General features: G+C 36.7%; 24 protein-coding genes. 20 read left to right on the top strand and 4 right to left on the bottom strand.

All coding sequences use genetic code 11. The features are described 5' to 3' along the window. Window positions 1-23 precede the first annotated feature (23 nt). The 10 genes from MKY26_RS22750 (at window position 24) to MKY26_RS22705 (ending at window position 10373) form a co-directional block, all read left to right on the top strand. Window positions 24-1343: a GntP family permease gene (locus tag MKY26_RS22750; RefSeq protein ID WP_307317187.1), complete on the top strand. Its 1320-nt coding sequence runs from the start codon at window positions 24-26 to the stop codon at window positions 1341-1343. A 39-nt stretch (window positions 1344-1382) separates the two neighbouring features. Next, a complete protein-coding gene (locus MKY26_RS22745; RefSeq protein WP_095370344.1) occupies window positions 1383-1643 on the top strand; it encodes a YciI family protein in 261 nt (86 codons plus the stop codon). A gap of 343 nt (window positions 1644-1986) precedes the next feature. Then, window positions 1987-3072 (top strand): ABC transporter ATP-binding protein, encoded by a 1086-nt coding sequence (locus MKY26_RS22740; protein WP_095370343.1) that lies wholly within the window; start codon window positions 1987-1989, stop codon window positions 3070-3072. A 19-nt stretch (window positions 3073-3091) separates the two neighbouring features. Continuing rightward, on the top strand, window positions 3092-4003 hold the full coding sequence (locus MKY26_RS22735; RefSeq protein WP_445293147.1) for a carbohydrate ABC transporter permease: 912 nt from the start codon (window positions 3092-3094) through the stop codon (window positions 4001-4003). Further along, window positions 4000-4812, top strand: a complete 813-nt coding sequence (locus MKY26_RS22730; protein WP_095370341.1) for a carbohydrate ABC transporter permease — start codon at window positions 4000-4002, stop codon at window positions 4810-4812. The genes MKY26_RS22735 and MKY26_RS22730 overlap by 4 nt, the downstream gene beginning before the upstream one ends. 22 nt (window positions 4813-4834) lie before the next feature. After that, entirely contained in the window at window positions 4835-6160 is a 1326-nt protein-coding gene (locus MKY26_RS22725) for an ABC transporter substrate-binding protein (RefSeq protein ID WP_095373522.1), read from the top strand. Window positions 6161-6164: 4 nt separating this feature from the next. Beyond that, complete coding sequence (locus MKY26_RS22720) at window positions 6165-6884, top strand: glycerophosphodiester phosphodiesterase (protein ID WP_233435305.1); 720 nt, start codon at window positions 6165-6167, stop codon at window positions 6882-6884. Window positions 6885-7103: 219 nt separating this feature from the next. Further along, a complete protein-coding gene (locus tag MKY26_RS22715; protein WP_341099308.1) occupies window positions 7104-8021 on the top strand; it encodes a phosphotransferase in 918 nt (305 codons plus the stop codon). 142 nt (window positions 8022-8163) lie between these two features. Further along, complete coding sequence (locus tag MKY26_RS22710) at window positions 8164-9429, top strand: dicarboxylate/amino acid:cation symporter (RefSeq protein WP_095370338.1); 1266 nt, start codon at window positions 8164-8166, stop codon at window positions 9427-9429. 116 nt (window positions 9430-9545) lie between these two features. Further along, the gene (locus tag MKY26_RS22705) at window positions 9546-10373 is read left to right on the top strand and encodes an STAS domain-containing protein (protein ID WP_095370337.1); all 828 of its coding nucleotides are present in this window, start codon (window positions 9546-9548) and stop codon (window positions 10371-10373) included. A gap of 185 nt (window positions 10374-10558) precedes the next feature. On the opposite strand, the gene MKY26_RS23420 is transcribed toward MKY26_RS22705, so the two are convergent. After that, window positions 10559-10726, bottom strand: coding sequence for a ZinT/AdcA family metal-binding protein (locus tag MKY26_RS23420; protein WP_095370336.1), 168 nt, complete (start codon window positions 10724-10726; stop codon window positions 10559-10561). Between the two features lie 240 nt (window positions 10727-10966). On the opposite strand from MKY26_RS23420, the gene MKY26_RS22700 reads away from it, so the two are divergent. The 5 genes from MKY26_RS22700 (at window position 10967) to MKY26_RS22680 (ending at window position 16204) form a co-directional block, all read left to right on the top strand. Next, a complete protein-coding gene (locus tag MKY26_RS22700) occupies window positions 10967-11503 on the top strand; it encodes a class D sortase (protein ID WP_370873367.1) in 537 nt (178 codons plus the stop codon). Window positions 11504-11643: 140 nt separating this feature from the next. Further along, window positions 11644-12567, top strand: a complete 924-nt coding sequence (locus MKY26_RS22695) for a ketopantoate reductase family protein (RefSeq protein ID WP_095370334.1) — start codon at window positions 11644-11646, stop codon at window positions 12565-12567. Window positions 12568-12628: 61 nt separating this feature from the next. Further along, on the top strand, window positions 12629-14071 hold the full coding sequence (locus tag MKY26_RS22690; protein WP_095370333.1) for a PAS domain S-box protein: 1443 nt from the start codon (window positions 12629-12631) through the stop codon (window positions 14069-14071). A gap of 298 nt (window positions 14072-14369) precedes the next feature. After that, window positions 14370-15026: a 5-bromo-4-chloroindolyl phosphate hydrolysis family protein gene (locus MKY26_RS22685; protein ID WP_095370332.1), complete on the top strand. Its 657-nt coding sequence runs from the start codon at window positions 14370-14372 to the stop codon at window positions 15024-15026. Further along, the gene (locus MKY26_RS22680; protein ID WP_095370331.1) at window positions 15023-16204 is read left to right on the top strand and encodes a toxic anion resistance protein; all 1182 of its coding nucleotides are present in this window, start codon (window positions 15023-15025) and stop codon (window positions 16202-16204) included. The genes MKY26_RS22685 and MKY26_RS22680 overlap by 4 nt, the downstream gene beginning before the upstream one ends. Before the next feature lie 174 nt (window positions 16205-16378). Here MKY26_RS22680 and MKY26_RS22675 read toward each other — a convergent pair whose 3' ends face one another. Next, on the bottom strand, window positions 16379-18031 hold the full coding sequence (locus MKY26_RS22675; RefSeq protein WP_095370330.1) for a PAS domain S-box protein: 1653 nt from the start codon (window positions 18029-18031) through the stop codon (window positions 16379-16381). A gap of 174 nt (window positions 18032-18205) precedes the next feature. Here MKY26_RS22675 and MKY26_RS22670 point away from each other — a divergent pair, with 174 nt between their 5' ends. From MKY26_RS22670 to MKY26_RS22650, 5 genes are all read left to right on the top strand, one after another. Further along, on the top strand, window positions 18206-18439 hold the full coding sequence (locus MKY26_RS22670) for an excisionase family DNA-binding protein (protein WP_095370329.1): 234 nt from the start codon (window positions 18206-18208) through the stop codon (window positions 18437-18439). 16 nt (window positions 18440-18455) lie between these two features. Then, entirely contained in the window at window positions 18456-18905 is a 450-nt protein-coding gene (locus tag MKY26_RS22665; RefSeq protein WP_341099305.1) for a GNAT family N-acetyltransferase, read from the top strand. 85 nt (window positions 18906-18990) lie between these two features. Continuing rightward, window positions 18991-19551 (top strand): NAD(P)/FAD-dependent oxidoreductase, encoded by a 561-nt coding sequence (locus tag MKY26_RS22660; protein ID WP_095370327.1) that lies wholly within the window; start codon window positions 18991-18993, stop codon window positions 19549-19551. A 404-nt stretch (window positions 19552-19955) separates the two neighbouring features. Beyond that, window positions 19956-21353 (top strand): M20/M25/M40 family metallo-hydrolase, encoded by a 1398-nt coding sequence (locus MKY26_RS22655; protein ID WP_095370326.1) that lies wholly within the window; start codon window positions 19956-19958, stop codon window positions 21351-21353. Between the two features lie 134 nt (window positions 21354-21487). Further along, window positions 21488-22432 (top strand): DMT family transporter, encoded by a 945-nt coding sequence (locus MKY26_RS22650; RefSeq protein WP_233435304.1) that lies wholly within the window; start codon window positions 21488-21490, stop codon window positions 22430-22432. Window positions 22433-22526: 94 nt separating this feature from the next. Here MKY26_RS22650 and MKY26_RS22645 read toward each other — a convergent pair whose 3' ends face one another. Together MKY26_RS22645 and MKY26_RS22640 are read right to left on the bottom strand one after the other, a co-directional pair. Beyond that, window positions 22527-23486: a D-2-hydroxyacid dehydrogenase gene (locus tag MKY26_RS22645; RefSeq protein ID WP_341099302.1), complete on the bottom strand. Its 960-nt coding sequence runs from the start codon at window positions 23484-23486 to the stop codon at window positions 22527-22529. A 93-nt stretch (window positions 23487-23579) separates the two neighbouring features. Then, window positions 23580-24422, bottom strand: coding sequence for an MBL fold metallo-hydrolase (locus MKY26_RS22640; protein ID WP_341099300.1), 843 nt, complete (start codon window positions 24420-24422; stop codon window positions 23580-23582). Window positions 24423-24550: the final 128 nt, after the last annotated feature.

Here is a 24550-nt window from a genome sequence, read left to right as displayed (position 1 = left end):
TGATAAAAAGTAGGTGATATTCAATGTTAAGTATGATCGGTTTAATTGGAGGGTTAGTCTTACTTACTGTCCTTGTGATGCGTGGGATGAACCTTTTAATTGTGGCGCCACTTTCAGCACTGTTTGTTGCAGTGCTGAACGGTGTTCCGTTATTTCCACAGTTTGCAGGTAAGGATGAAGTAGATTTCATTACGGGTTATATGGATGGTTTTGCCGGTTTTATTACTTCTTGGTACTTGATGTTTTTAGCCGGGGCAATATTTGGGAAGGTAATGGAAGATAGCGGTGCTGCTGAAAGCGTTTCCCATTGGATTGTAACTAAAATCGGGATGAAGCATGCTGTGCTTGCAGTAGTCCTTTCTTGTGCAGTATTAACCTATGGTGGTGTTAGTTTATTCGTAGTTGCCTTTGCTGTTTACCCGATGGCAGTAAGTTTGTTTAAAGAAGCCGATTTACCTCGGCGATTTATTCCGGCTGCACTTGCTTTTGGGTCAACGACTTTTACGATGACATCTGCAGGTTCACCAGAAATACAAAACTGGATTCCAATTCCTTATTTAGGGACAAACCCTTATGCCGGATGGGAAGTTAGTTTAATAACAGCGATATTTATGCTTATATTTGGCTATTGGTTATTGATGAAAGTGATACGGAGGGCGGTAAGGAAGGGGGAGAAATTTGTTGGAAGAGATACGGATAACAATGAAATAAGAAGTGAATTACCTCATCCTTTATTAAGCCTTATTCCTTTATTAGTTGTTCTTATTGTTGCATTTGTTTTCCACGATTCTTTAGCGCAATCTGCATTAATTCTTGCCTTAACAGGTGGTGTTATCGCTACATGGTTACTTAATCGTAAATATTTCAGAAATTTCTGGGAAGCTGTTGGCGAAGGAACAATGGGAGCTCTTATAGCAATTGGAAATACGGCTGCTGTTGTTGGTTTTGGTGGTGTAGCAAAAATCACTCCTGCGTTTTCTTCTGCTGTAGATTTTATGACCAGTATTCCCGGTTCACCATTAATTGGAGGGGCATTGTCTGTTATGGTTATCGCTGGATTAACCGGTTCCTCATCTGGCGGGCAAACAATTGCTTTACCAATCTTAGCACCTCATTATTTAGATATGGGTGTGAATGCAGAAGCGCTTCATAGAACGGTATCCTTATCTTCAGGTACGCTTGATTCATTACCACATGGAGGATATGCGGTGACAACCATTCGTTCTATTGCTGGGGAAACGCATAAGGATGCTTATCCTGCATTCGGTTTAATGACTGTAGTGGTACCAATTGTTGCTGTTGTACTAGCGGTTATTCTTTTTTCTCTTGGTGTTGGTGTATAATCTAGAAAAAAGTAAATAGATTCATAGGAGGTTATCGTCATAGCTTATTTTGCGGCAATACTGCATATGGTAGATATTGAAAAAAGTAAGGAGATTCGTCCAGATCACCTAGCGTATTTAAACAAACTGGAGAAAGAACAGAAAATCTTCGCTAAAGGTCCCTTTGCTGATGGAACTGGCGGGCTAGTCGTATACAATGCTGATAGTTATGATGAGGCTATGACATTAGCAGAAAATGACCCATATATTGTCCATCATGCTCGTCGATTAGAGCTAAAGGAATGGTCTATCATCGAGTAATCATATATTGGAATAAGAACATGCATATCTCTATGTATGTTCTTTTTTTTTTATTTGATGAGTAAATAGGAAGTAGGTAGCTGGATGGGGTAACGGCGATGTGAACAACCGATTATATTATCTGTTCTCACCACTGTTTTTACCTTACATCCATAAAGTTAAAGCGTATTTAACATTATTATACGAGAATCTAATATTTCCTTCATATTCCAAAAGTATCATGAATATATAACAAGTGGAAAGACTTGCCTTCCTTCAAAAAGCCGTATATTCGACGAGTAAAGGGTTTTTACTTCATCGGTATATGGCTTTCTTTAGGGGGCGGTAAAAGGGGTGAGAGAATATGCGTGCTTTGGAATTAAAACAGATGAGAAAGTCTTACCAAGCGGATATAGAAGTGTTAAAAGGGATTGATATTGTGATTGAGCCTGGGGAATTTTTTGTGTTAGTCGGGCCATCTGGTTGTGGAAAAAGTACGTTGTTAAGGATGATTGCTGGATTAGAGGAAATAAGTAGTGGTGAGCTTTATATTGGCGGGGCTTATGCAAATAAGTTAAAGCCAAGTAAGAGAGAATTATCTATGGTGTTCCAAAATTATGCTCTGTTTCCTCATATGACAGTTGAACAAAACATTGCCTTTGGTCTACATGTGAAAAAACTGACGAAAGTTGAACAATCACAGAGGTGTCAGGAAGCGGCAGAAACGCTTGGACTCACACCATATTTGAAAAGGAAACCAAGAGAATTATCGGGTGGTCAAAGACAGCGTGTAGCACTCGCTAGAGCAATCGTTACACAAGATCCTATATGTCTAATGGATGAACCACTCTCAAATCTTGATGCAAAATTGAGAACAAAAATGCGTTCAGAGATAAGGCAGTTACAAAGAAAATTGGGTATTACGATGATTTATGTCACACATGATCAAACAGAGGCGATGACGATGGCCGATCGCATGATGATTTTAAATCAAGGTGAAGTGCAACAAGTTGGGAAGCCGCTTGATATTTATAATCACCCGGCGAATACTTTTGTGGCATCGTTTATTGGCGCACCGCCAATGAATATGGTTAATGGATATATTCAAAATGGAAATGTCCATCTCCCATGCGAGACAAGGCTCCCACAAATTCATCAGAATTTAGCTGGTGAATTCACGATTGGAATTAGACCTGAGCATCTAGTAAGAGCAACGAATACGGATGAAGCCACATTGCAAGCTACCGTTACGAATGTAGAAATGCTTGGTACAGAAACACTAATTAATTTTCAGTTAACGGATAAATTGCAGTGGACAGCAAGGTGGCAAGGTCAGCATGCGATTCCTTTAGGAGAGAAGGTTTCTTTTGCTATCAAAATAGAGGACTTAGTTTTTTTTGATGATCAAACGAAACAGAATACTTTTCTTGAAGGTGTGGAGGTGATTTAGTTTTATGCCATCACTTAATATGAACGTTGACCCAAAGCGGCCATCTCTAAGAAAAAATCGATTTTCCCTTGCATCTTTAGAGGGCTGGTTATATGTACTACCATCTTTTATTTTATTTATTATTTTTCTATTTTATCCGATGGTTAGGACGGTATATTTGAGCTTTTTCTATACTGATACACAAGGAAAACCGTTGTCTTTTGCGGGTTGGGAAAACTTTACCACATTGCTTTCTTCAACTAGTTTTTTAACAAGTGCTAAGGCCACTTTCTTATTTGTTTTATACACGGTACCAGTTGGCGTGATTCTCGCTCTTGCTTTGGCGTTACTAGCTAATCAGAAATTGAAAAGCATTGGTTTCTTTAGAACCATCTTTTCCTCAACGATGGGCATGAGTGTAGCTGCCTCATCAGTCATATGGATGTTTATTTATAACCCATCGATTGGTATAGCAAACAAAATACTAAACTTTTTTGGTTTTGCTGATATGCATTTCTTATTAGATCCGAATACTGCTTTGCTCTCAGTCGCAATCGCGACGATTTGGATGAATACAGGGTTTACGTTCCTCATTTTGCTAGGGGGGTTACAAAATATCGATTCCCAATTATATGAAAGCGCAAGAATTGCTGGGGTAAGTTCTTCTTATTCCTTTAGAAAAATCACACTCCCAATGCTATCACCAACACTTTTCTTTGTTCTTACAGTGACGATGATTAATTCATTTCAGTCATTTGGGCAAATCGATATTTTGACAAAGGGAGGACCAATCGATTCGACCAATGTGATTGTGTATTCCATTTATAAAGATGCCTTCATTAACTATAATATTGGCTCTGCCAGCGCACAGGCGGTTCTTCTCTTTCTATGTGTCTTCATCTTGACAGTGATCCAGTTCAAGCTCGGTGAGAGGAAGGTGCATTATCAATGACAATCGGGAAGAAGATCTTATTATATTTAGTCCTTATTCTCTCAGGTTTTATCATGTTTTTCCCCATTGTTTACGCTTTTATGATTAGTTTTATGCAAGGGGGAGAAGTTCTGCAAGGAAAGCTCATACCAGAAAACTTCACACTAACCAATTACCTTCATGCTTTCGAAAAGGTTCCATTACTGCGGTATTTGATTAACAGCTTGGTCGTATCCACAGTCATTATGTTGGGACAATTACTACTCTGCAGTTTAGCGGCCTTCGCTTTTGTTTTTACAAAATTTAAAGGGAAAAACCTTTTGTTTATGCTTTTTATTTCCACGATGATGATTCCTTGGGAAGCGACGATGGTACCAAACTTTCAAACGATACAGTCATTAGGATGGTTAAATAGTTTTCCAGGATTAACGATTCCTTTCTTCGCTATGGCCTTTGGGACTTTTCTGCTTAGACAACAGTTTAAGACGATTCCTATTGAATTATATGAAGCTTCCCAGGTTTCGGGGGTGAGTCGCTTTAAGTTCTTCTTAACGGTTGTCTTGCCGATTTCGAAAACAAGTTTAATTACGCTTGGAATCTATTGCTTCTTGACGGCTTGGAATATGTACTTATGGCCATTGCTTGTCACGAATGATGAAAAGGTAAGGACCGTCCAAATTGGCTTAAAGCAGATGCAGACACAAGAAATTGCGTCTGAATGGGGGGTGGTAATGGCAGGGGTGATGCTCGTCATTTTGCCAACTTTACTATTAATCTTTGTTGGTCAAAAACGTTTACAGGAAGGGTTAACTAGAGGAGCAATAAAGTAGAAGTGGGGAGAGGATGAAAAGAATGAAGAAGCTTTGGGTGGTCAGTATCTTATGTATGCTCATATTCATGACGGCATGTTCAAATGATTCAGCAACTACAGAGGAAGCTAGTGGAGATGGAAAAACAGAAGTGATATTTTGGCATTCGATGAGTGGCGAGCTTGAGCGTGTTGTGCAAGAAGTAGCTGATGGTTTCAATGCGGAACAAGATGAGATTACAGTGACACCAGTTTTTCAAGGGACATATGAAGAAGCGATTACGAAGTTTAATACGGTAGCTGGAACAGAAGATGCACCAGCAATCATGCAAACTTTTGAAGTCGGGACGAAATATATGATTGATTCAGGGAAAATACAACCAGTGCAGAAATTTATTGATGATGAAGGATACGATATGAATCAATGGGAGAAGAATATCACTAATTATTATGCTGTAGATGACACGCAATATTCCATGCCATTTAACTCATCCACTCCGGTACTTATTTATAATAAAGATGCTTTTAAAGAAGCTGGATTAGATCCAGAGAAAGCGCCTGAGACGTATAGTGAATTAAAAGAGGCGGCTAAGAAATTAACGAACGATGACCAGGTGGGCTTTTCAATTTTAAATTACGGCTGGTTTATTGAGGAATTAATCGCGGTCCAAGGTGGATTATTTGTTGATAATGATAACGGACGCACTGGTAATGCGGAAAAGGCAGTATTTAACGGTGAAGAAGGACTAAAAGTCTTTGAATTAATTAGTGAGATGCATAAAGAAGGTACCTTCTATAATACTGGACAAAATTGGGATGATATCCGGGCTGCTTTCCAATCTGGCAAAATTGCTATGTATCTAGATTCATCAGCAGGTATTAGAGCTACAGTTGATAATGCACCGTTTGAGGTTGGCGCAGGATATTTACCTGTACCGGATGGAGTAGACAGACAAGGGGTAATTATTGGCGGCGCTTCTTTATGGATGGCGAAAGATATTGATGAGGAAAAACAGCGTGCTGCATGGGAGTTCATGAAGTATGTGACTACCCCTGAAGTACAGGCACAATGGCATTTAAAGTCAGGTTATTTTTCTATTAACCCAGCAGCCTACGACTTACCGCTTGTACAAGAAGAGTGGGAGAAGTATCCACAGCTAAAAGTAACAGTTGATCAGTTGAAAAATACAATTCCATCTGAGGCGACTCAAGGGGCATTAATTTCTGTCTTCCCAGAAGCGCGTCAAAAAGTTGTGAGCGCAATGGAAAGCCTATATCAAGGTGTTGAACCGAAAGAAGCATTGGAGCGTGCGGCAGCAGAAATAGATCAGTCATTAGAGGCAGCGAACAGAAAAAATGGGAGTCAGTGAGAGGGTGGAGGAAGTTTCTATTTATGCTCATCGTGGAATGAGTGGTACCTTTCCTGAAAATACAATGACTGCATTCCAAGCAGCCTTAGATGCTGGAGTTGAGGGAATCGAATTAGATGTGCAAATGAGTAAGGACGGCCACCTGGTCATTATTCACGATGAACAAATTAATCGTACTACGAATGGCAAGGGTTATGTTAAAGATTTAACTTTAGACGAACTCCTTGGCTTAGATGCAGGAGGATGGTTTTCTTCTAATTTTATCGGCGAGGGTTTACCATCACTTCAACTAGTATTAGAGTGGCTTTTAGAGGAGGGCAATGACCTTACATTAAATATAGAATTAAAGAACGATATCATTGCTTATGAGGGGATGGAAAGAAAAGTTTTAGATTTGATTGATCGGTACCAATTACAAGACCGAGTAATTATTTCTTCATTTAATGCACCTAGTTTAAAGAAAGTAAAAGCGATAAATCCGAATATCTCGGTTGGTTATTTAATTGCTGGTGTGAAACAGGATGCTATTAAAGTAGCAAGGGATATAGGTGCCGATGCCATTCATTGTCAACCAAGTTTCGCTCTTTCTACTTATGGAAGAGATGCGATAGAAAAAGGATTTCCTCTTCGTGTCTATACGGTAAACGAAAGAGCAGTAAAGGAACAATTAGTTGAAACAGGTGTCGAGGTCATTATGACAGACGTACCGGAACAACTTAAATAAAAAGTAAAGCAGGTGTAGTGTGATTGTATGCTCCCCTTTAGTAGTCAAATTTTTCAAGAAATCTGACTGTTAAAGGGGAATTTTTCGTGTCTAAAAGAACTATTACTCAGGAGTTTAAAATTGAAGTTTTACAAGCATAAATAAGGAAGCTTTAGTTAGTGTGATAATATAGGATTTAGGTGTAAATAGCAAACTGTTATTAAAGAGGAGGGCTGAAATTTGTCTGCGATATGGGATAGCGATGTTGAAGTTACTATAGACGAAGCACAACAAATAATTAGGGAACAGTTTCCGATACTTGAACCTGTCTCTATTAAAGAGAGCGGTGAAGGATGGGATAATAAAGTCTTCGTTGTAAATGAATCGGTCATTTTTAGATTACCACGAAGAAAAATTGCTGTACCCTTAATAGAAAGAGAAAATAGATGGTTACCACAATTAAAGCAACACTTACACAGTAATATTCAAATTTCTACACCTATATATATTGGTCAACCAAGTAGTAAGTTTCCATACCCATTCACAGGTTATCCGTTGATTAAGGGTGTTTCTACCAATGAACGAGAGATAAGCGTGAAAGATCGTGGCGCTATCGTTGAGGACATTGCCTTATTTTTAAAAGCCCTTCATCAAATACCAAGTAGTCATTTTCTTGGAATCATAGGGGATGAAATTGGCAGGCTAGACGTTCATGCAAAAAAACTAGAAGTTATTCAACGATTAGAATGGATGGAGGCAAATGAAGTTATTGACTCCCGAAAACCTTTTTTAGCCATTATTCAACTAGCAATAAATACGAGTGTAACGGCAAGGAATACATTGGTTCATGGGGATTTTTATTTCCGCAACTTTCTGATTTGTAATAATTTAAGACTTGCAGGTGTAATTGATTTTGGGGATATGCATCTTGGCCATCGAGCGGTTGATTTAGCTGTTGCTTATACGTTCGTTCCATCATATATGAGGGAAAGCTTTTTTTCTATTTATGGTGAAATTGATAAAGAAACGGAATCGTTAGCTATGTTCAGAGGGCTGCATGTGATGTGCTATTTACTTTTTTATGGGATGGATAAACAGGATGAAGGCATTATAAGAGAAGCGAAAGTAGGGTTAGCGAATCTCATTTCCAATCATTAATAGCTAGCTTAAAGGTTGAAAATACGCTAAAATACAAGGGTTATCAATTTAGTTAGAACATTTGAATGCTACCATTAGTAACTCGCCAATGGGTGAGTTTTCTTTTTGTGTCATGAAATAAGAGAGGAAGGAGTTTTTTATAATGAAGAAGTTATTTTCGACCTATCGTACGACTATTTTGTTATTAGCTGCTATTCTTATTGGCGGTATAGCAGGGGTAGTGTTTGGGCCTGCGACATCAGTTGTGAAACCTTTTGGAGATTTATTTTTAAATTTAATGTTTATGATTATTGTTCCACTCGTCTTTTTTAGTATAGCATCGGCTATTGCGAATATTAGTGGGATGAAACGTTTAGGTAAAATTATGGGAAGTACATTCCTCGTTTTCTTTTTAACAGCAGTCGTTTCTGCTGTATTAGGATTCGCAGGTACCTCTCTATTCGATCCATTAAAAGATACGGATACTTCAAGTATTATTGCTATGATGGATGAGGCGGAAGTGGCAGAAGAGGAACCTGAGAATATTTCGTTACTTGCAAAACTAGTTGAGACGGTGACTGTTAATGATTTTCATCTTTTATTCTCTAAGAGCAATATGTTACAGCTTATTGTTTTCGCAATCTTATTTGGCTTGGCTACCGCACTAGTAGGTGAGAAAGGCAGACCAATGGCTACCTTCTTACAATCAGGCACAGATATTATGATGAAAATTGTAAAGATTGTTATGTATTATGCGCCGATTGGTCTAGGGTGTTATTTTGCAACGATCATTGGTGAATTAGGACCGCAGATTTTAGGTGGGTATGTTCGTGCTTTTGTTTTATATCTAGGTATAACACTTGTCTATTATTTTGGCTTTTTCACATTGTATGCCTTTATTGCTGGTGGGAAAGAGGGAATCAGTGTATTTTGGAAAAATGCGATTTCACCCTCAGTGACTGCAATTGCAACATGTTCAAGTGCGGCAAGTATTCCAGTTAATCTTGACGCGACGAAGAAAATGGGCGTACCTAAAGATATAGCTGAAACAGTTATCCCATTAGGAGCAAACACCCATAAAGATGGCTCAGTTTTTGGTGGCGTGATTAAGATTGTTTTTATATTTAGCTTGTTTGGGCAAAGTATGACAGATCTGCCAACAATATTAAGTATCATTGCAGTCGCCTTTTTAGTAGGTGCGGTTATGGGAGCGATACCTAGTGGGGGATTAATTGGTGAAATGCTCATCTTGAGTGTATTTGGATTTCCGCCTGAAGTACTGCCGATTATAGCTGTGATCAGTACAATTATTGATGCGCCAGCCACACTTCTGAACTCAACAGGTAATACGGTGTGCGCGATGATGGTTAGTAGATTAGTAGAAGGAAAAGATTGGTTGAAAAAGGCGTTCCATGTAAAAACAGTTTAATTTAAAAAAATTTATAAAAATAGGTTTATAGTTTTAGGTGATTGGGTATAAGAATTCTGGTATCATATTTTGGGGAAAGTGATACTGACAATGTTGATGATTAGGAGAAAATGCGGATGAAATCATTTTACGAGTACTTTAAGGAGAAAACTTGGGATTTAACAGAGAATTGGTATGCGGAATTAGATAAGAGTAAAGATGGTGTCTATAGCACAACAGACGATTCTCAAATTACTATATTAAAGAAACAAAATCATGCATTCCATGAAATCTTTGCAGAGTTATTTAACACAGAATCTGAGGCACCAACAGAAGCATTCGATGAATGGGTTACTTCTATTGCAAAGGACCCTGCCCATTTAAGCACGCCCTTAGATGAAATCATTAGTGAATTTCTTAGTGTGCAAGAACAATATTTCGATGTAGTTCAAAATTATATTGAAGAATCAACGACGGTGTTATCACATAAAGAGGTTAACACGCTTAATCGATTGATTTCGCAATCATTTAGAAAAATTATGAGTGAATTTAGTAGAAGAAATATCGAAGAATCTAATCGTATGTTAAAAGCACAGCAAGAGATGATTATTGAACTTAGTACACCAGTAATAAAAATTAAACAGGATGTAGCTATTCTCCCTCTAGTTGGAGATATTGATACTCATCGTGCTCAAGTCATTTTTGATAAGACACTCGAACAATGTAACGATATGCAAATTGAAGAGCTTGTAATTGATTTATCTGGCGTAGCAATCATAGATACAATGGTGGCTGCTCAAATTTTTCAGGTTATAGATGGCTTGAAATTAATTGGTACCGTCGCCAGTCTTTCAGGTATTCGACCAGAAATTGCGCAAACAGCTGTTCAATTAGGTATTAATTTCCGTAATATTAAAATCTATTCTTCATTGGCACAAGCCATTCATCATACAAAGACATTATAAATAGTTAAACTAAAATAGAACACGAAAAATTTTTCGTGTTCTATTTTAGTTTCATAGTGAGTAAACCTGTTTTCTTTTCTCTTACAAACCTAGCTTTTATATATCATTTAGGTCTTAATGTACGATCGTGAACAATTTCTTCTCCACCCAAATCTGATGGATCATAAGTTGGCCCATTTGTTCTTCTAGGAGAGTTTTCTGATGTCATTACCTAGATACATATGAAAATGAGCGCTTGGTGTTGGATAAATACGATGGTCACTAAATTGCACAAACTTTGGTGCGGCTTGATCTCCATCCACTCGTTTGAACGAATACCGAACCACCTGATTACCAGCTTCATAAGTAAGGATATTTAATCCATCCTATTCAATGTTCCAGAAAGTGTAGTGTCTTTTTGTGCACTTGTTGACTATATTTTGGTATGCAGTTTTTTAAATATAAATCGTAATTATTATTATTTACAGCGGGTGGAAAAAATAAAATATTGCTACCAGATTACTAGCGATTTACTATATACTGGAATTAAGATTTAGTAGATTAATTCGTTTTTGAATGGAGTGTAGACGAGCTTGAAAAAAGTCGGTCTTAGTATGATGTTTATTGGTTTATTATTTATCGGATTTAGTGTTTGGACAATTGTTGCTGGTAATGTGAAGGAATCCCAGTCATTACAAGTGGCCAAGGCAAAGGTAGCTGAAGGGGCGAAAAAGGCAGAAGCTTATTTGCCGAAAAAAGGAGAAGCAGCAGGGATACTTTTGATACCGAAGCTTGATGCAGAATTACCCATTATTGAGGGAGTTGATGCAGATGATCTGGCTAAAGGAGTTGGCCATTATTTAGGGAGTTTATATCCCGATGAAGGAGGTCAAATTGTACTTTCAGGTCATAGGGACACTGTCTTTAGAGGGATGGGCAAGTTAAAATTAAATGATATTTTCACTATAAAAGTACCATATGGCGAATTTGATTATAAAATTACTAAAACAAAAATTGTCGATAAAGAAGATACAAGTGTCATTACATTGCAACAAACAGAAGAAGAATTAATTGTTACTACTTGTTACCCTTTTAGTTTTGTGGGAGATGCACCTGAGAGATATATTATTTATGCCGAGCGAGTTAAATAGTCTTAAGACGAAAATATAGAGCAATAAATAGGTAAGAAATCCTTATTCATATAAAATTATTAAACTAACTTTCTCTAGCCCCTTATTTTTTTAGAATTTTGTGATAAAATTTTCAATAAAAGTATGAAAGGGTTAGATGAATGGGGATTCAATCAGTTTCTTTTATTGGATTGGGTGCGTTGGGCGTTCTTTTCGGTAGCCAAATGAACCTTTCATTACCAAAAGGTGCACTTACATTTGTTGCTGATGAGGCAAGAGTGAAAAAATATAAAGAGAAAGGAGTTTATGCAAACCAACAGTTTTGCGATTTTGATTATAGAACACCAGAAAGTATAAAAAAACCAGTTGATTTACTCATCTTTTCAGTTAAAGCAGATGGGTTGGATGCTGCCATTGAATTAGCTAAGCCAATTGTCAATGAGCATACAATCATTCTTTCTTTATTAAACGGGATTTCAAGTGAACGCATATTAGGTAGTGTATTTGGAGAAGACAAAGTTTTATATAGCGTAGCCCAAGGGATGGATGCTGTTAAAGTAAACAATATACTAAGCTATCATCATATGGGGATGATTTGTTTTGGCGATCAGGAGGCTGGTGAGACATCAAAAATGACAAAGGAAGTAGCTGAATTTTTCGATCGCACAGGTATTCCGTATGAAGTAGATACTAATATGATAAAGAGGCAGTGGGGCAAATTCATGTTGAATGTGGGTGTGAATCAGACAGTTGCAGTCTATCGGGGGAATTATGGAACAATTCAAGTAGAGGGAGAGCCGAGAGAAACGATGATTGCAGCAATGCGAGAAGTGATCCGTATAGCACAGTATGAAGGGGTCACTTTAACAGAAGATGACTTATCGTATTGGCTAAATGTTCTCAATCAATTAAATGCAGAGGGTAAGCCGTCTATGGCACAAGATGTCGAGGCTGGAAGGAAAAGTGAAGTGGAGCTTTTTGCGGGAACGGTAATAGCATTGTATAAAAAGCACAAGCTAGCACAACCAACCACAAATCAAATGTTATATGAAAACATTCAACATATTGATAGTCATTCAGTTTAAGACCACTGAAAAGAAATAAAATTGTAGAATAAACTGGGTTAGAGGAAGTTTGGAGGTTTCTATGTCAAAGAATGATGCGCTTTTTCAAAATCATAGTAGCCTAAAGGTGGTTTACCCAATTGAGGTTACTCACTTATTAATGAACCATACATCTGCAGCTATCGTTTTGACAAGCATAAATCATCGGATAAATAAAATTAATCCATCGTATACGGACTTATTGGGCTACCGTGAACAAGATGCACTTGGTACGAATTTATATACTCATTTGCGGTTGAAGAAGGACAATATATTAAAGCCCTTTCAAGATAAAGCGGAAGCAAAGGGTATTCATAAAGATGGCCATCTTATTAATTTGGAATTATCGCATTATCCCATTTATGATTCGTTAGAGCAAATTGCTGGTGGGATTACATTTATTAAAGAATTGGCGGATTCTGAATGTATAGAGGATATTGTCTCAAATAATTTAGGGATCAGTCGATTAATTACAGAGCACACGTCAGATTTAATTTTACTGTACGGACTAGATAAGAAGGTAATTTATGTATCCCCGTCCTTTGAGGAATTATTAGGGTTGGAAAAAGGCACCTATCTGGGGAAAGGTGTAATGGATCATATGAATAAAGAAGAAAGAGAGTACAGTGAGTTATTGTATAAAAAAATTAATGATACCGGAGAATCCCAAATTCTTCAATCACGCATGAAAACGAGTAGTGGGAATATCATATATATTGAGTCTAATATTTCTCCGATTTTTAATGAATTTAATGAAATTCAATTGTATGTTTGTGTCGGTAGGGACGTCACTGATCGTGTGAAAAATGATGATGCTCTAAGAAATTTAGATCGCCTATCCATTATTGGTCAACTAGCAGCCAGTGTGGCACATGAGATCAGAAATCCACTGACATCGTTAAAGGGTTTCTCAAAACTATTACATTATATGGAGGAGAAAGATAAACAGAAAGAGTATTTATCAATTATTTCTCATGAACTAGAGCGTATTGACGGAATTGTCAACGAATTTATGTCTTTAGCTAAGCCGCAAGTAGTTGATTATGATTATTTTGACCTTTATGAGATTTTAGAAGCTACATTCAAATTTCTTCACCCACAAGCCATGATGTGTAATGTTCAAATTCGATTCTTAAAGCCAGATCAACAAATTGAATTACTTTGTAATCAAAATCAATTAAAGCAAGTATTTATTAATTTCTTAAAAAACTCTATAGAGTCAATGCCAAATGGTGGAGAAGTAATTATAGCTATAGAAGTATTAAGAAATAAAAGAGTAAGAATAAATTTTAAAGACGAGGGTATAGGTATAAGCTCAGATCGTTTGCATTATTTAGGTACCCCTTTTTATACTACTAAGGATAAAGGAATCGGTTTAGGACTAACTGTTAGCAATAAAATTATCCAAGAGCATAATGGAACGATGAAGATTGATAGTAAACCAGGTGGCGGTACAATAGTAACCGTTGAACTAGGCTATTCATAAAAGGATTCATCGTTTTAAGAATGATACATAAATGAATGCATTAATATTATGAAAATGCATTTTTTTATATTTGATCATTATTTCAGCCTTTCTCGCTATTTAAGCGAGTTTTTTTGTAAATATTTGCTTTAAGACTTAAGGCTTAGTTGGAATTACAATCTTAGTCCATGGAAAAAACTCCTTCAAATGTTGTATTCTTATACTGTAAGGGTAAGTAAAAATAAGTTCACTTATTTTGAAACTTAAATAAGACGAATTACGTAAATAGTATAAGCGGTAAAGTCAGGAGTCGATAATTTTGAACCCGTTCTATGTGTTTTTTCTACGGATACTTATCACTGTACCTGTGTCTGTGTTGACATGGTTAATTAGCTACTTTTTTATGAATTACGGTTTTTGGATGAGTGGACTAATTGGTGCTGGTGTGGGTGTATTTACGTATTGGTTGAGTGGAATAATTATTGTCCATCGTTGGATGAAAAGTAAGGGACTCAAGCGGAAAGAGTTTCGTTTTATCCAAGATAATTTAGATGATGCCCGAATCAAGATGAGTCGTTTACATCGTGCTTTAATGGCAATTCGCCATTGGCCATCTGGTCGTCAACGTAAAGATTTTATTAAAGTGACAAAAAGGATTTACCAGCTTGTGCAAAAGGAGCCGAGACGCTTTTATCAAGCTGAATCATTCTTCTATTCGCATTTGGATTCAGCGGTAGAACTCGCTGAAAAATATGTTTTTCTTTCCTCACAACCAAAGAAAGATTGGGAACTTGAGCAATCATTAACAGAGACCAGAAAAACTTTGCAAGAGCTAATGGTTCATGTAGATAAGGATTTACGTTCAGTGCTAGCGAATGATATTGATGATCTTCATTATGAAATAGATGTAGCCAAACATAACATTAAGAAATTAAAAGATGAGAAAACGAATGATGAAAGTAGGCGATTAAAATGACAAAAGAAAAAAATACGTCAAATCAACCTACCCTTGGTGCAGATATATTGGATGATCTTTTAGCGGACCCTTTTGGTAATGACGACGAGACAGTCACAAAGGTTAAAAGTGAGGACTCATCTAGTCGTGTAAAATTGATTGATGTCATTCCAGAGGAAAACAGGCAAAAAGCTTACCAATTAGCTGAACAAATCGACCCAAGTAATCATCAAGCTATGATTTCATATGGTACGCCTGCTCAATCAAAGTTACTCAATTTTTCACATGCGATGCTTGACCATGTGCAAAGAAAAGATGTCGGCGAAGTAGGCTCAATTTTGGGCGAACTTATGCAAAAATTTAATGAAGTGAACCCGGATGATTTAAAGCATGAAAAACAAGGCTTTTTCTCAAAAATATTTGGCAAGCTTTCAGGTTCTGTCCATGAAGTATTGTCGCAATATCAAAAGGTAGGCGCACAAATTGATCGCATCAGTGTGAAGTTAGAGCGAAGTAAAAACCTGCTTCTCTCAGACATTGTTATGCTAGATAAGCTGTATGAAAGCAATAAAGAATATTTCCATGCCTTAAATATTTATATCGCTGCAGGGGAACTAAAGCTTGAGGAAATGAGAGAACAATCGATTCCGGATCTAAAAAAGAAAGCTGAATCATCACAGGATCAAATGAAAGTACAGGAAGTGAATGACTTAGTCCAATTTGCTGAAAGATTGGATAAACGTTTATACGATTTAAAGTTAAGTCGAGAAATCACCATCCAAAGTGCGCCACAAATTAGACTGATCCAAAATACAAATCAAGCGCTAGTAGAAAAGATACAATCATCCATTATGACTGCTATTCCATTATGGAAGAATCAAGTCTCTATTGCTTTAACTTTGATTCGCCAACGCCATGCAGTAGAAGCGCAAAAGCATGTCTCAAAGGCAACGAATGACTTACTATTGAAGAATGCAGAAATGCTAAAAATGAACACTATAGAAACAGCGAGAGAGAACGAACGCGGTTTAGTAGATATAGAAACATTAAAGAAAACCCAGCAAAACCTAGTCGAAACGATTGAAGAAACATTGCGCATCCAAGAAGAAGGTCGACATAAAAGAAAACAAGCCGAAAGTGATCTAGCCCATATGGAAAACGACTTGAGGCTAAAACTATTAGAAGTAAAAGATAAATAATTCATTAGGCACGGATAAATGCTAATTTAGTATTTATCCGTGCCTTTTTAGATGGAAGAATAATTGAACTGAAAGAGCATGTCTAGAAAGTATCAATACTTATGTTAAAAGACTAAAGAATAGCCAAGGCAAAATACCGATGTTCTTCTGTAAACCGGCATTTTGGCTGTTTCATTATCCAACTGGTACACGCGAAGCGATTTGTATCGGCAGCTTGACAGTTACTGTTGTTCCCTCATGTAAAATACTTGAGAAATGAATGGAACCATTGTGGCTTTGAACTATTTTATTGCTGACTGTTAAACCAAGACCAGTACCTTTTTCTTTGGATGAATAAAAAGGTTCGCCGAGTTTTGTTAATAATTCTGGAGACATGCCATCGCCATTATCAGATATTTTTATGATAGCAGTATCCTCTTCCTTTTCTAATGAAATCATGATTTCACCGTCTCCGTCAGTTGAGGCTTCAATAGCATTTTTTATTAAATTGATAAATAATTGTTTAAGTTGATTAGGTTCACACAGTATAGAAATTTGCGTACGTAAATATGACTTTAATTGAATTTGGATATTATGGAGTGATGCTTCCGTTTTTAATAGTGAAATGACATTATGGAGTAATTCATAGATATCTGCTTGAATGAATTTAATCTCTTGTGGTTTGGCTAGTAGTAATAGTTCGCTAACAATATGATTGATGCGATCCAATTCTTCTTCCATAATGCGATAATAAAATTCATGTTTACTGTCTTCTGTCGTTAATACTTGTACAAATCCTTTTAACGAAGTGAGTGGGTTTCTTATTTCATGAGCCACACTCGCTGATAGTTCACCAACTACAGATAATTTTTCCGTTTTTCTTAATTGTTCTTCAGCTAATCGTAGCTTTGTGACGTCTTTCCCATAACAAATAATACCAGCTTGTTTATTATTGATAATCATAGGCACAGCTGTACATTCTAAGATGATTTGAGGACCATTTTTATGGTTCATCGCCATCTCACATTGTATATGTTGATTCGTTTGTCGTATGTGTTCAAGACTTTTAAATAATTCATCATGTAAGTCTTTAGGAAATAGGTGGGTGATGGGTTGTTGGAGTACTTCTTCTGGCTGATAACCGGTTATCTCCTTAAATTGGGGGTTTGCTTGAGTAATCCGTCCGGATAAATCCATCATGACGATCATATCTTGGCTGTACAAAAACAGCGATTTATATTGCTGTTGACTTTCTTGTAATAATTCATCCAATCTCTTTTTTTCGGAAATATCTCTACCGATAATTACAAGCCCTTTTCTACTTCGGTCTTCATGAAAAAGAGGAACTTTAATTGTGTCGAATATCTTCTTTGTTCCATCGGGTTGTAATATATTTTCCTCGATTCTCGCAATTTTTCCACTATCCCATGTTTCCTCATCTGAAATCATACAATGAGCGAAGGAGTTTTTGTAAAAACTTCTTGCTTGATCGCCGAGTTCAATATCTGTTTTTCCTCGATATTGGTCTTCTTCAAGATTAAATAGTTCAAGGGCGACTTTATTTGCTTCGATCCATCTCCCTTTTTCGTCTTTAAAATTTACGAAATCGACCATTGCATTAATAAGTGTGGATAATCTCTCTTTATCTTCTTTGGATGTATTTAGTTCTTCAATTCTTTTTATAAAATAGTAGAAGAGACAAGTTGTAAAGGAGATATATAAAATTTCTTTTATATGTATCATGGAGATTAAGTTGGATGATGTATGAAATTCCCTAATGAGTAGGTTTGTTGAAATGACCCAAATGATACTTCCTAAAAAAAAGAAGATTAAGAATTTTGTTTTCATATCTATGCTCCTGTTCTGTAAAACAAATAATCACTATACTTTATAGTAATCGATTATGAAAAATTTTGCCATTAAAGATTGAGTATTTTAATAATTAAGTATGATAGTAGGAGAAATAAGCGTTAAAGAAATAAGTTATAATAGTAGAAACTAGTTGGAGGAGATGAAGTAATCATGTATTTAACAATAGAAGAGACAGCTCAATATTTATCGGTATCAGTCAGTTATGTAGAAGAGTTGATCCTCCAAGGTAAAATTCGTGTCATTCATGATAGCGAGGGAGCAGTACTCATTTATAAAGATCAATTTAAAACCCATTTTCAACAATTAGAAAAATATAAGAAATTGGTGGAAGAGTTATCGAAGGAACCAATTCCAGAAGATCGGGATATAAAGGATGAAGATTAATACGTAAGGATGTGACATGATGAAGTTAAAGCTCGTTAATGAAGATAAGAAAAGATATATAGATCTGCTACTGCTTGCAGATGAACAAGAGAATATGATTGATCAGTATTTAGAGCGGGGAGACCTTTATATTTTCGAGGAAAAACAAAAGTTAATCGGCGTTTGTGTTGTAACAAAGGAGAATGAAGATATATATGAAATAAAGAATATGGCTGTTGCCCCACATTTAAAACGAAAAGGATATGGCAAAAAGATGATTCAGCTTGTGGAAGATTTCTATAAAGGGAGAGCCCGCAAGCTTCAAGTAGGAACGGGAGATAGTCCCCTTACGATCCCTTTTTACCAGGCGTGTGGATTTCATATTTCTCATCAGATTGATGATTTCTTTGTGAAACATTATGACCGCCCTATTTATGAGGGTGGTAAACAACTCATTCATATGGTGATTTTACAAAAGCAGCTTTGACCTCTAAAAGGATAGAATGTTTTACATTTCTAATTATTTTGTCTATTCTAGAAAAGAGAGAGTATTTCTTGAGGAGGAATGGAACATGTATGATATTCTAATCGTTGGAGCAGGGCCTTCTGGTGCGAGTGCAGCTTTATTTGCTGCTAAAGCGGGGAAGAAAGTGATTGTTATTGATAATGACAAAGGTGTAACAAAAAGGGCTTGGGTTGAAAACCATTATGGTGTATTAGAGGTATCAGGTCCGGATTTGGTTAGCACAGGGAAAAAACAGGCAGAGAAATTTGGGGCAGAATTAGTAGATGCAACAGTAGAATCTATTGAGAAAAAAGAAGAAGGTTTCGTTGTTACTACTTCTGAAGGTAGTTATGAAGCGAAACATGTCATTTTAGCAACAGGGTTCTTGGCTGATTTAGCCGAAAAAGCAGGTGTACAAACGAAACCGGGAACAGAGCCAAGAGTAAAAACCATTATTGATGTAGATGCATCAGGTCAAACCAATATTCCTGGCATCTGGGCTGCAGGTACGACAGCAGGTGTAAGTGTACATACAATTATTACTGCTGGTGATGGCGCGAAGGTAGCTATTAATGTAATTAGTGAGATAAATGGTGAGCGTTATGTTGACCATGATGTATTGAAATAAATAGTAGTTGTTTAAGAAGGCTGACTGTAATAGTCAGCTTTTTTGATTTGAAATTGATTGTTGGAGAACATGCCTATTTACTTAGAATTGAAGGCTGATTTTGCATTCTTAATGTATTGGAAAACTTTTTGATTTGAAATTTTATGGAATGTAAGGATCTGTGAAATTGTTTAAATATAAGCTCTCTATTAAATTACCTTCTCATTATCACTCCTTTTTATTTATATTTACCTGAGAGTAACCCTCCTCTTCTATCCATCATTTGTCATCTATCATTTGTAGTTAAAAGGTTCGTATATGAGAAACTAGCATTTTTTCCCTATTGAAAGATAGTGAATACTACACTTATTAACTCGGAATTAATAGTCTAAACTTTTAGAAAATCGATTAATAGGAGGAAAAAAATGAAGAAATCTATCTTAAAATTTAGTTTGGCTACTACTCTCGTATTTGGTGCATTAGGTGTTCATGGCTATGTTGTTAAACCTGTTGAAGCTGCTGATACACAGAGTCATTCACATCACTTCTATGACTATTTAATTACAAAGTTAGTAAATGAGCACAAAATCTATCGCAATATTGCTCATCTTGCAAAAGAGCCGAGAGTTGCGGGAACAGTTGAGGAAGATGAGGCTGTCGAATTTATCAAAAGAGAGTTTAGGAATTACGGTTATCGTGCAGATATTCAACCGTTTACCTATGTTGGGTATACACCCCCACATACGATTGAACTACAAGTCGATGGATATAATGAACAACTAAACCCTGACTACTTTACGTATTCTATTAGTGGGAATGTGAATGGGGACATCGTCTATGGCGGTCTAGGTAAACCAGAGGAATTAGGTGATGTTACAGGAAAAATTGTTTTAATCAAACGCGGAGAGTTAAGCTTCAGTGAGAAAGTGTTGAATGCAGGAGAGGCAGGGGCAGCGGGTGTAATTATTTATAATAATAGTGAGGGCTCTTTAAATGGAACTTTGGGAGCACATAATGATCAATTTGTTCCTGCGATTTCTTTGTCAAAAGCAGAGGGAGATGCGTTGCTTGCTAGTATAGAAGCCGGAGAGGTTACAGAAGCGACTATCAATATAGAAGGGGCAAGTACAGGAGAAAAAACATCTCATAATGTCATAGCGACGAAAAAACCAACCTCAAAATTAAGAGATACGAATGATATTATTGTGATCGGTGCTCACCATGATTCTGTAGCTGGTGCACCAGGGGCCAATGATGATGCTTCAGGAACAGCGATGACTCTTGAATTGGCAAGGGTACTTAAATTATTCCCAACTGATACAGAAATTCGTTTTATTACATTTGGTGCTGAAGAAGTAGGTTTACTTGGTTCTACACATTATGTAAATAGTTTACCTGAAGATGAGCGAAATAGAATTGTGGCGAATTTTAACTTAGACATGGTCGGGAGTAGAGATGCAGGTAATTTAGTTTTGGCCACAATTGATGGGGAGCCAAACCTTGTTACCGAGTTAGCTCAAGAGACTAGCTCGAGGTTAAATGGAGAAGCGACACCGATTAGAAGTGGCGGCAGCAGTGATCATGTGCCATTTGCCGAGGTAGGTATTCCAGCAGCTTTATTTATTCACAGCCCTTCAGAACCTTGGTACCATACACCAGATGATACGATTGATAAAATTAGTAAGGAAAAACTAAAGGATGTAGCTAGTATTGTTGGAACGGCGGTATATCAACAAGCGCAAATTGATCGGATGATCAAACCTAGAAAGCAACAAGAGAAAAAGGTAGAGCCACAAATGTTTCTTGAAGAGGATTTAAAATAGGTAAGGTTCAGTTCTGTAAAGGTGGGGGCGGATGCTTCCACCTTTTCTTGCTCATCAATTGCTTACTTTCTATCCATATGAAGAAAATATATGTTAAAATTTACTTCATTACAGAGACGGAAAGAAGGATGGGAATGAACAAGCTCGGTCTATTTTTATTTATGACAATATTAATGATGATATGGGGATTTAATGTTTCCGCTATTAAAATCCTTGTCTCATCTTTCCCACCGATTACGATTACTGCTATCAGGATTCTAGTTGCGGGATTTTTTGTTTTTCTTATGCTCGGAGTTATAGGGAAAGTTAGAAGACCAAATCGGAAGGAATTTCAATATATTATATATGGTGGTCTCTTTAATATTACGGCTCATCATTTTTTCCTAGCACATGGGTTAATGGAAACAACTGGTGCTAACGGAGGATTAATTTTAGGTTCGGGGCCAGTCTTGACGGCTATTCTCTCCGCCATTATCATTAAAACCATGCCTTCACGTATGCAGATTATAGGTTTTATCTTTGGCATTATTGGTGTTTCTTTTATCGTTGTAATCGGTAATGGAGGGTTATCTGGTTTTTCTTTTGGAGATATTTATATTTTCTTATCGATTTTATCCCAAGCGTTCAGCTTTATTCTTATCAGTAAGGCAGCGAAAACTATTGATAGTAGACTACTCACTGGATATATGCTGGTTTTTGGGGGCATAATTCTCGCCATCATAGGTTTGATTTCAGAGCCTTTGGCATTTACAAATTTATTAGATGCTCCAAGTTCTTTATGGATTTTATTCTTAGCATCTGCCATTTTAGCAACGGCTATTGGACAAATGGGCTACAATTATGCGATTAGTAAAATTGGTCCTGCTGAAGCCGCCATCTTTTTAAACTTAAATACATTCTTTGCTCTTGTCGGGTCGGCATTATTTTTAGGGGAGCAAATCACGGTTTATCATTGGGTTGGTCTTGTCTTTATCATTCCTGGTGTACTCCTTGGATCAGGTGCGATTGAATCATTATTAAGAAAAAGAAGAACAGAGAAGATGAAGCCAATAAAAGAAAAAAACGTGGCAAACAAATAGGGTTGTAAATGAATTTCCTCTTAAAAGGGGTGAAAAATCCGAACGATTATTCGAAGCTTTAGCAGCGTTTAAATAATCGTTCGGACTTTGTTTTTTAATATCCTTTTTTGTAATCCACTACATTCGTATCGAGAGCATCGCCATTCAAATATTTTTTTAGGTTAGGAATGAAGATGTTTTTAATGACTCTTTCGTTGTAATGTTCGGTTGAGCCAGATGTATGTGGGGTGATGATTAAGTTATTTAATCCCCATAATGGACTATCTTCAGGGAGCGGCTCTTTTTCAAAAACATCAATACCAGCACCTTTAATTTCTCCTTCTGAAAGAGCATGATAAAGTGCGTTTTCATCAGCAATTTCACCGCGTCCAATATTAATAAAAAAAGCTGTTTGTTTCATGCGTTTGAACTGTTCTTTACTGAACATATGGTATGTATCCTTCGTTAAAGGCAGGGTGACGACAATATAATCACATTTAGGTAGGATGTCGTCAAGTTCCAGTGAAGTATACATTTCATCTACGTAATCGACAGGTTTGCCTGAATGTCTAACACCAATGACATGCATATTAAACGCTTTGGCAATTCGAGCAGTTTCTTGTCCAATCATTCCAACACCAATTATACCGATGGTCTTTCCATGCATTTCGAGTTTGTTACCAGTTCCATCCCATACTTTTTCTTGTTGTTGTTTAACATAACGGTCGATACTTCTTGTTAAACCTAACATCAATGCAAAAATCGTCTCCGAAATTGGATAAGCATGTACCCCGTTTGCACTTGTTAGAAGGATGTTCTTCTTGTCAAAGTCTTCGAGTGGCAAATAATTCACACCAGCACTCCATGTTTGAATCCAACGAAGGTTAGCATTATTCGCATAGGTATCATGCATACGATGTTTCCAAGCAACAATCACTTCTGCATCCTTCATATGACTCTCCCAAACTTCGTTATCCTTCCCTATGATGTGTTCCCAATCAGGAGTGATTTCTGTAATGGCTGTTTTAAGTTCCTCGCTTAAGTTTTGTGTGATAATCATTTTTCTTTTAGACATAAGGTATCCTCCATCGGTAGAAATTTTTCAAGTCTACCCTTAATAATAGCAAAATCTTCAGGATACCGAAATAAAAGATATTGAATATTACTATTATTCGTCGTCTTTTATATATCTACCAGTTTCAGGCATTGCGATGTCATCAAACTCCCTTACAAGAGTAATAAGGCTTTGTTGGAGAGTTTGTTCAGCCATAGGAATACCATGTCCTGTGATGGCGATATGAGGATTAAGGTCAGAGAGTTTTCTGACAGATTCTTTTGCTAGTTGCCAATCAGTGGTTAAATACCTTGGGGGACCACTAATTTCTTGCTCCTGTGTCATCACTTTAAAAAGGGACTCTTGTTTAACGGTACAAAAGGCATCTCCAGCAATTAAGACACCATCGCTTTTGCGGTAAAGCGAGATATGACCTTCTGTATGTCCAGGAGTATGAATCCACTGCCAACCGGGCATTTCGTCAATATGACCGTCTCTTGGTAACGGTTTTACATGTTGTGAAATATTAATACCTTCATTAGGGAATAAATTCGAAAACTTAGCTAATAATCCACCATCAACTGTATTATCAGGTTCTGGATAATCTTTCCGACCAGTTAAATAAGGTAATTCCATCGAATGAGCATAAACAGGGACATTCCATACTTCTAATAGCTCATGAATCGCACCTACGTGATCAAAATGTCCATGTGTTAATATGATCGCAACAGGTTTCGCACCCTTTCCATATAATTCTTCTGCAGCTTCAATAATTTTTTGGGCTGATTTTGGCATACCAGCATCAACAAGGACCCATGCATCCTCTGCTGTTTTAACAAAACAAACATTAACGATTTGAATGTTTATATAATCAACACCTTCTGCAGAATTAACAATCATACCGCTCGTTGTTGAGGTGATAGGCATATAATGTTGCTCAGAATCATACTCTCTCATAAGATTTTATCTCCTTTACATGTCTTTATATGAGAGTATACCCTGCTTACATTCGATTAATCTTTAACATCAATAAAAAGGAATTTTTACAAACGATTCATACTGTGTTTAAATAATTTTTATACAAT

Origin of the sequence: Cytobacillus sp. FSL R7-0680 (assembly GCF_038009245.1) — a bacterium.
Classification (GTDB): domain Bacteria; phylum Bacillota; class Bacilli; order Bacillales; family Cytobacillaceae; genus Cytobacillus; species Cytobacillus kochii.
This window is presented reverse-complemented; position numbering and strand designations above follow the sequence as displayed.